The sequence below is a fragment of the Desulfobaculum bizertense DSM 18034 genome (assembly GCF_900167065.1).
In the GTDB taxonomy this organism is placed as follows: Bacteria; Desulfobacterota; Desulfovibrionia; order Desulfovibrionales; family Desulfovibrionaceae; genus Desulfobaculum; species Desulfobaculum bizertense.
In genome coordinates, this window is sequence record NZ_FUYA01000019.1 from 1 (window position 1) to 8,232 (window position 8,232).

The window sequence follows — 8,232 nt, forward strand, 5'->3', positions numbered from 1 at the left end:
AACTCAAGCGGTAGATGCTTTTATTTTCGTCTTTTTTCCCGGCACTGGGTCAGGTTAGCCCCCCGATCCCCCCACAGGAAGAGTGCCGACCAAAAATCCAAAGAGCCTGAATCGCCAGATGTGCATGCTGAAGGTCTCACGGGTCCTTCCCAGCCTTCATTTTGTACGGGTGTCAAACAGCTCAGGTTTTGCGCAAGGGGCACGGAAAAAATGACGTGGAAAAATGGAAAAATTCAGGTGCTGCACCACATTAGCACCACTTTTTAGAGATTCGTGTCACTCATTTGGGAGGTCAAAAAATGAGCACTCAGGAGAATCAGAGCCTTGCAGGATTCAGCCTCTGCGAGGACGGCGACAACGTTATGCAGCTCTCGGAAATTCGGGAAATGGTCGAGGCCAGAGCCAAGGCCGAGCAGGGGACACGAAAGAACACGGCTCCTCGGAATTTGAATGTCATGGAATGCGTGATGGCCGAGGACGTTGGGTTAGGTGAGCTTTACGCCAAGATTCAGCGTGGGCGCTTTGTGTTTAATCGCCAGTCCCGCGAATGGATGGAATTTAACGGTGTGCACTGGCAGCTCGACACGATGGAACGTTCCAAAACACGAGTTGCGGATGTCGTTTCAGTGCTTTTGAAGGAAGCTCAAAAAGTGGGCGTCCAAGCTTCTGAAGCAATGAGAGATGGGAATGAAGAGATTGCCAAGATGTACGAATCCCAACAGAAAACGATTATGAACCGGGTGCGGCGGCTTCGTCGAAAAGGTGGCCCTGAAGCCTGTCTGGAATTTGCGCAGATTCAGGAGGACCCGCTTGCGATTAAGGGCGATGAAATCGACCAAGAGCAATGGCTTCTGGCCTGCAAAAATGGCGTGATTGATTTGCAAACAGGGGAGTTTCGGGACGGCAAGCCGGAAGACTTTATTTTGAAGGCATCGACAGTGAGATGGGAAGGAATAGATTGTCCGGCCCCGAACTGGGAAAAATTTTTGCTTGAGATCATGAGCGATGACGCGGAAATGGTCGACTACCTGCGGCGGCTCTTTGGCTCTACGCTGCGCGGCGGCGACAAAGAGCACATTTTGCCAATGTTCTTTGGGGATGGGCGAAACGGAAAGACTGTCTTGGTTGAAATGGTTTCCGAAGTATTAGGTTCGCTCGTTGGGCCGATTCCTTCGGAGATGCTGCTCGATCAAGGGATGCAGCGTTCTGCGGATGCTCCAAGTCCTTCGGTCATGTCCCTGCGTGGGCTTCGTGCCGTTTTTGCTTCGGAAACTGATGAAGGACGGCGTTTTTCGGCTTCTCGCTGCAAGTGGTATTCAGGGGGCGATCATCTTGTTGGCCGTTGGCCTAATGACAAGCGGCCTATCACGTTTCCCCCGACTCATACGCTTTTCCTTTTGACGAACCATAAGCCACACGCACCTTCTTCGGATTTTGCCTTTTGGGATCGCCTTCAAGTCGTTTTTTTCGAGAGACGTTTTGTGAAGGGCGAACCGCAGAAGCCGAATGAATTGCCCCGTGATCCGAACCTGAAAGACAAGCTTCGGCAGGAACTGCCCGGCATTTTGGCGTGGCTGGTTCGCGGCTGTCTTGAATGGCAGCAAGATGGTGTAAATCCACCGCCCAAGGTTTTGGCGGCTACGGATGAATACCGCCGCGATGAGGATCTGCTTTCTATCTTTATTGATGAATGCTGTCTCACGGTGGAGCCGGATGAAAAAGACCCCACGACCCGCGTGAATGCCACGGAATTTTATGACGCCTTTGTGAAGTGGTACGGGCAGAACATCAGCAAGAAAAAGAATTTCCCCCAGCGCAAGTTCGGAAAGCTCGCGCAGGAGAAGTTCCCAAAGCGCAAGGTTGGCGGGAAGAACTGGTATTACGGCGTGCTTCTCAGTCCAGATTTTAAATCTGAAATGGGACTCTTTGGGAAGTCTGACGACTAGGACCTTAGGAGTCGGGCAGGACCATAGCAGGACCTAAAGGTCCTAGTCGAAAAGTTAATGTTTCCGGGGACTAGTGCGTCCAATAGGACCATAGGACCTTTTATTCGGGGATTCGGTCTATAAAACTCTCTTTTATATTCTTTCTATTTTCTTATTTTATGGTCCTAAGGTCCTAAAAGAGAATAAAAGTAAAGAAAAAGAAATGTTTAAGAGTAGGACCATAACAGGACCATAGGCAGGACCTTGTAGGACCATAGGAAGGAAGAGGGAAAATGAACGTTTTGAAGCTTGCCGAAGAGGACGGCTGTACCGGGCGCAAAGTGTCCACGCGAAAGGGCGGAGAATATCACGGCCCATGTCCGGGCTGTGGCGGAAAAGATCGTTTCCTTATCTGGCCTGAACAAAATGGCGGCGAGGGGAGCTGGTGGTGCCGGATCTGCGGGCAGGGCGGCGACCTCATCCAGTACCTGCGAGAATTTCGAGGCATGAGCTTCAAGGACGCTGCCGCTATGAGTTCCCGGCCAACGAGTCCCAAGGCTCCGGGCGCTGCGCCGAAGCCGCAGGCTTTTGTCCCGCGTCGTATGGAGTCGCCTAAGGAAATGTGGCGTTGCAAATCCAATGCGCTCGTTACGTGGGCGCATCGTAAATTGCTCCAGACGCCTTCGGCCTTGGATATGCTGGCAGCGCGGGGCATCGGCTTGGAGGCCGTAAAAGCCTTTCGCCTTGGCTGGAACCCCGGCGAGCAGGGCCGGGACTGTTACCGCGACAGGACGGCGTGGGGCCTGCCTGAGGAGTTCAAGGACAATGGCAAACCTAAAAAGCTTTGGATTCCTCGCGGGCTTGTGATTCCAACTTTTCGCGATGGCCTGCTGTACCGTGTTCGCATCCGCAGGGCTGCGCCGCGTGAGTTTGGCCCTAAATATTACGTGCTGCCGGGTTCTGGAATGGGTCCCATGATTTTGCACGAGGACGCAAAGGCGTTTGTGGTGGTCGAGGCTGAGCTTGATGCCATTGCCTGCGCTGCCGCGACAGGCTTCACAATTGGCGCGGTGGGGCTTGGCTCAATCAGCACCAAGCCCGACGAGTTTGGGCACAAGGTTTTTCAGAAAAGCCTGTGCATCCTGAATGCCTTGGATTTTGAGCCTGCACAGGACGAGGACGCAGATCCGAAGGCCGCGAAGAGCGAAGAAATGAAAAAGCGGATTCGTGGCTGGTGGCAGAAAACCTATCCGCAGGCCAAGCGCTGGCCCGTGCCAGTTGGCAAAGATCCGGGCGAAGCTGTGGCCGAGGGTGTGCAGCTCCGGGAGTGGATTCGGGCGGGACTTACGCCTGCGTTTCTGGTGGCCGCATCCAAGAAAGAAAAGCGGGCAGAAGCTCCGGCGAAGATTCCGCAGGCTGTCATTGATTTTCAGCGTGAGCTGACCGGCAAGCCCATTTCAATGGAGCTGAGCGGAGAAAGCGGCGCAGAGCTGATTTTTGATGACAAATGGGCGCAGGCACACTGGAACGAGTTCAGACGCCTTGCAGATCGTTTCTGGGAGCCGGAAATCATGGAATGGATGGAGGCTTTGCCCGTGAATCGGGTCAGCGCCGAGAATATTTTGAAATACTGCAAAAATTGAGGTGAAAAACAGTGCAAAAAGTAGCGACTCTTTCACTCCAGTTTCCAGACCAAAAGCCCACGAAGTTCCGTTTTTACGGGGATGCCGGGCGCTATCGTCTGAAAGAAGGCGAGGCGTGGGTGCCTTTTGGCGGCGATCGCAAGGCCGAGGTGACCGTGCGCAAAGCGCTTGAGCGTGTGTGCGAGAGGTTGGCTGAACGCCTTGGGCTTGGCCGGGCGGTATCGGCGGATCTGACTCCACCGGAGTTCCGCGTGGGCGAGATCGTGACTGTGAAAGGCGAATATGTGCTGGAAGGCGAGGGGAAAAACGCAGGCTATGAATCAGAACTGTACCGCGTCATGGCTCCGCCCATTCTGGACGCTGGCGAGGTCTGGCGCATTCCCATTGGAAAAGGCCCGCGCTTTGCGGAGACGTGTCGCTATATTCCGTGCGAGCAGGTGCAGCCTGCGCAAAGACGGCGTGGCTAGGTAAGTGAGGGTTGCCATGAAGAAGTACCATTTCCGCATGGCGACCGGATAGGTCTGTATCCAGTCAAGGCGAACCTCAACCCTCCTTTTGATTCGCGAGTGGCGAAGCAATACTGGGGGCATAACAGGATTTGTTTGATTGGAAAAGTTGACAATTGAGGCGTGGCCCGTTGCGCGGCTGCGTTCGTATACACGGCAACTCAGGAAGAACGACAAGAACATTGAACGCATGATTGCCTGCATTCAGGAATTCGGCTTTCGGGTGCCGATTTTGGCGCGGCCAGACGGGGAAGTGATCGACGGTGATCTTCGCCTGAAGGCTGCCCAGAAAATGGGCCTTGAGAGCGTGCCGGTGATTCCGGCTGAAGGAATGAGTGAAGAGCAGGTGCGGGCGTTTCGAATTCTGGCGAACAGTTCCGTTGCATGGTCCACGTGGGACGATGAGGTGCTGGCGCAGGAACTCCGAGATTTGTGGGATGCAGATTTCAATCTGGAGCTGACAGGGCTTGAACTTTCCGAGGTCGAAGACCTCTTGCAGAGCATAGAGCCAGAATCGCAGGAGCAGGGGGACGCTGTCCCGGAAACGCAGGCGGAGCCTGTTGTGAAGCCCGGCGATTTGTGGCGGCTTGGCGAGCATTTTCTCTTTTGTGGGGATTCCACCAAAGCGGAGAGCTACGAGCAGCTTATGCAGGGGCGCGAGGCCGATATGATTTGGACCGACCCGCCATATAACGTTGATTACGAGGGCACGGCCGGGAAAATCAAAAACGATAGCATGTCAGATTCTGCGTTTCGTGAGTTTTTGGAACGAGCCTTTGCCGGGATGTTCGGCGCCATGAAAAAGGGCGGGGCAGCCTATGTTGCCCATGCAGACAGTGAGGGCGTGAACTTCCGCGAGGCATTTCGGAAAGCGGGCTTTCGTTTTTCCAACTGCCTTATCTGGCGCAAGAATGTGTTTGTGCTGGGGCGCGCTGATTATCAGTGCCAGCACGAGCCGATTTTGTACGGCTGGAAGCCCGGTGCAGCGCATTCTTGGCTTGGTGGCCGGAAGCGTCGCAGCGTGCAGGAGCTTTCCGAGCTAGGCGCTGTCAAAGTGGCCCCGGACGGGACTGTTTCGCTGTTCCTCAATGACAGGGCGTTGCATATTTCTGGACAGAATCTGGAAGTGCAGGATCTCGAAAGCTCGCTTGTTTTTGAAGACAAGCCCCAGCGTTCGGAATTGCATCCGACCATGAAGCCGGTGGCCTTGGTCGAACGGTTTTTGAAAAACAGCAGCCGAAAGGGCGAGGTTGTTCTCGATCCTTTTGGAGGCTCCGGGACAACCCTGATTGCCTGTGAACGGACGCGCCGCGCATGTCGGACTATTGAACTCGACACAAAGTTTGCGGACGTCATTATTCGGCGGTGGCAGGAGCACACGGGAAAAGACGCAGTGCTCCAGTCCACAGGAGAACGTTTTGCCATGCTGGAGGCTGCCAATGGATAAGCAGGCTCTAGAACAGCTTTTGGAACGCAGTGCCGAGACTGATTGGCCCACGCTTTTGAAGGCAAAAGAAGAGGCAAAACGGCAAATGCGAGAAGATCCGTCGCCGCAGAATGTCTCAGTTTTTGAGAAGGTGTCGCGCATGCTGGAGGCTCGAATGGCTCACGGTGGAAAAGCGCAACTTGGAAGCACGAAAGACGTGCTTGCGTTTCTCTCGGAAGAGGGACGCAAGGTTAAAAAGTCAAAGCTCTATGCGGATATCAAGTCTGGCCTTTTGCGAAAGCAGCCAGACGGGACCTTTTCGGAATCCGAGGTGCTGGCGTATGCGGAAAGCTTGCCGGTCATGGCCGTGCCGAAAAAGGACTCTGAGCAGCTCAAGGAATTGGCTGCACGGCGGCAGCTTGCGACGATTCACAAGCTTGAGGAAGAGACCTCGCGGATTCAGTTCCGGGCAGAGGTCGAGCGTGGGAAGTATATTCCGCGAGAAAATTTAGAGCTGGAGCTTGCGAGCCGGGGCGTAGTCCTTGGCTCCGGGATTCGGCAGGCAGTGGAAATGAATGTGCTGGACCTTATTCATTTGGTTGGCGGTAATCCGCGCAAGTCTCAGGAGTTTTTGGAGCGCTTCGAGGCGATGCTCGATGAGGCTTTGAACGAATATTCCAGCGTTCTTGAATTTGAGGTGACGTATTCGGATGAAATCGCAGACGCGACAGGTACGCGTGGATAAACTGCCGGGCTGGCTTCCTGAAAGCGTTCGGGAGGCTGTACTTAGGCAGGCCGGGCAGACGCATGTTTTTCAGTTTTCACAGGGCGAGCGAAAGGTCTTTCGACGGCGTAAACCGATTCCCGTGAGTGAATGGGCAGAGCGCCACCGCGTGGTGCACCAGTCGTCCATTCCGGGGCGTTGGCATAACGACGTGACGCCGTACATGACGGGGATTATGGATGCTTCGTTTTTCCCGTCAGTCGAGACAATTATTATTTGCAAAACGCCGCAGACGGGCGGCTCCGAGGCGATTCATAACTGCGTGGCCTACGCCATTGACCGTGCGCCCGGTCCTGCAATGTATGTGTTTCCAGACCGCATCACGGCCAAGGAAAATGCGCAGGACCGAATCGCACCGATGCTTGAGGCAAGCCCGCGCCTTCGGACCTATTTGACAGGGCAGGCCGACGACACAAGCAGCCTTCGCCTGAACCTCGCGCACATGACCATTTACCTTGGCTGGTCCGGCTCGGTTTCGCGACTTGGAAACAAGCCGATTCGATACTTGGTGCTGGATGAACTGGACAAGTATCAGAATCCGAAAAATGAGGCGTCGAGTGAGTCACTGGCGGAAAAGCGAACCACCACATGGCGGCGCAAGCGCAAGATCTGGAAAATCTCCACGCCAACCATTGAGGGCGGCCCGATCTGGCGCGCATTTGGCGAAGAAGCGCAGGCCAAGTTTGATTTTTGGGTGCGCTGCCCGCATTGCGGCACATGGCAGCTCATGAATTTTGACCGCATCAAGTGGCCGCAAGAGGACGAGATTAAGCAGGAACCAGAGCTTGTTCTGTCAAAGCGCCTCGCGTGGTATGAGTGCGAGACCTGCGGCGCGTGCTGGGACGATAACGACAGGGACAAGGCCGTGAGGCTCGGACAGTGGCGGGCGCGTGGAACAGGATTGGAGCTTTCTGCGCACCTCAAGACAAACCGGCCTGCAAAGATCGGCTTCCATATTCCTTCGTGGCTCTCGTATTTTGTTTCCCTGTCGGAGATTGCGGCGGCGTTCCTGCGCTGGAAAAAGAGTGGAAACAGGGACGATCTCAAGGACTTCATGAACCAGTACAAGGCTGAACCGTGGCGGGCGTATGACGTGCAGCGCTCGGAGGATGCAATCCTTGAACTCTGCGACGATCGGCCGCGTGGTATTGTGCCGGGCTGCCTGAAAGATGGAACGCCGAGGGCGGCAGTGCTGGTGGCTGGAGTGGATACGCAGCACCGATATTTCCGCTACGTGATTCGGGCGTTTGGCTGGGGCGGGGAGGAAGAGAGCTGGCTTGTGCAGGCGGGCAGTGTTCCGACCTTTGAGGCGCTGGAGCAGGTGCTTTTCAAGAACGTGTATCTCGATGCAGATGGAAAAGAATACCGCGTCCGGCTGGCCGTTCAGGACGCGATGGGAACGCGCACAAAGGACGTCTATTCGTTTTGTGCGCGGCATCGGGGAAAAGTCTTTCCATATCAGGGCAAGCGCACGCTGGCGACGCCCGTGCAGTATTCGCCGCAGGAGTTCTACCCGGGGACGAAACTCCGGATACCTGGCGGATTGGTGCTCTGGAAAGTCGACACGACGTTTTTCAAAAACGATCTTGCGGCAAAGTTGCAAATACTGCCGGAAGATCCGGGGGCGTTTCACCTCTATAACGGGATCAGTGACGAGTACGCGCGGGAAATGACCGCTGAATACTACGATGATGAGAAGCTGTGCTGGATGTGTCCGGATAACAAAGACAACCATTTCTGGGACTGCGAAGTGATGGCGCTCGTGGCGGCATATGAGCTGGATATCCGCAATTGGAAAAGGCGGATGCCACGGGCCAAAAGGGAAGAGCAGCGCAGACCGGAACCGACATTTCAACAGCAGGCCAGACCCGGCGGGCGTCCGAACTGGTTCGCGAGGAGATAACGCTATGGAAGATATGAAAGGAAGAAAGCTGAACTGGAAGCACGC

6 protein-coding genes are annotated in these 8,232 nt (G+C 55.0%); all 6 read left to right on the plus strand.

The features are described 5' to 3' along the window. Positions 1-299: 299 nt before the first annotated feature. The 6 genes from B5D23_RS14685 to B5D23_RS14710 all read left to right on the plus strand — a co-directional run bounded on the left by B5D23_RS14685 (position 300) and on the right by B5D23_RS14710 (position 8,187). Positions 300-1,946: a DNA primase family protein gene (locus B5D23_RS14685; RefSeq protein ID WP_078686213.1), complete on the plus strand. Its 1,647-nt coding sequence runs from the start codon at positions 300-302 to the stop codon at positions 1,944-1,946. A 272-nt stretch (positions 1,947-2,218) separates the two neighbouring features. Further along, positions 2,219-3,568 carry a primase-helicase zinc-binding domain-containing protein gene (locus B5D23_RS14690; protein ID WP_078686214.1) on the plus strand — a complete coding sequence of 450 codons (1,350 nt, stop codon included), beginning with the start codon at positions 2,219-2,221 and terminating at the stop codon, positions 3,566-3,568. An 11-nt stretch (positions 3,569-3,579) separates the two neighbouring features. After that, positions 3,580-4,035, plus strand: a complete 456-nt coding sequence (locus B5D23_RS14695; RefSeq protein ID WP_078686215.1) for a hypothetical protein — start codon at positions 3,580-3,582, stop codon at positions 4,033-4,035. A gap of 139 nt (positions 4,036-4,174) precedes the next feature. Then, positions 4,175-5,521, plus strand: a complete 1,347-nt coding sequence (locus tag B5D23_RS14700) for a site-specific DNA-methyltransferase (protein ID WP_078686216.1) — start codon at positions 4,175-4,177, stop codon at positions 5,519-5,521. Then, positions 5,514-6,245, plus strand: coding sequence for a hypothetical protein (locus B5D23_RS14705; protein WP_078686217.1), 732 nt, complete (start codon positions 5,514-5,516; stop codon positions 6,243-6,245). The genes B5D23_RS14700 and B5D23_RS14705 overlap by 8 nt, the downstream gene beginning before the upstream one ends. Continuing rightward, entirely contained in the window at positions 6,211-8,187 is a 1,977-nt protein-coding gene (locus B5D23_RS14710; protein WP_078686218.1) for a terminase gpA endonuclease subunit, read from the plus strand. The genes B5D23_RS14705 and B5D23_RS14710 overlap by 35 nt, the downstream gene beginning before the upstream one ends. Positions 8,188-8,232: the final 45 nt, after the last annotated feature.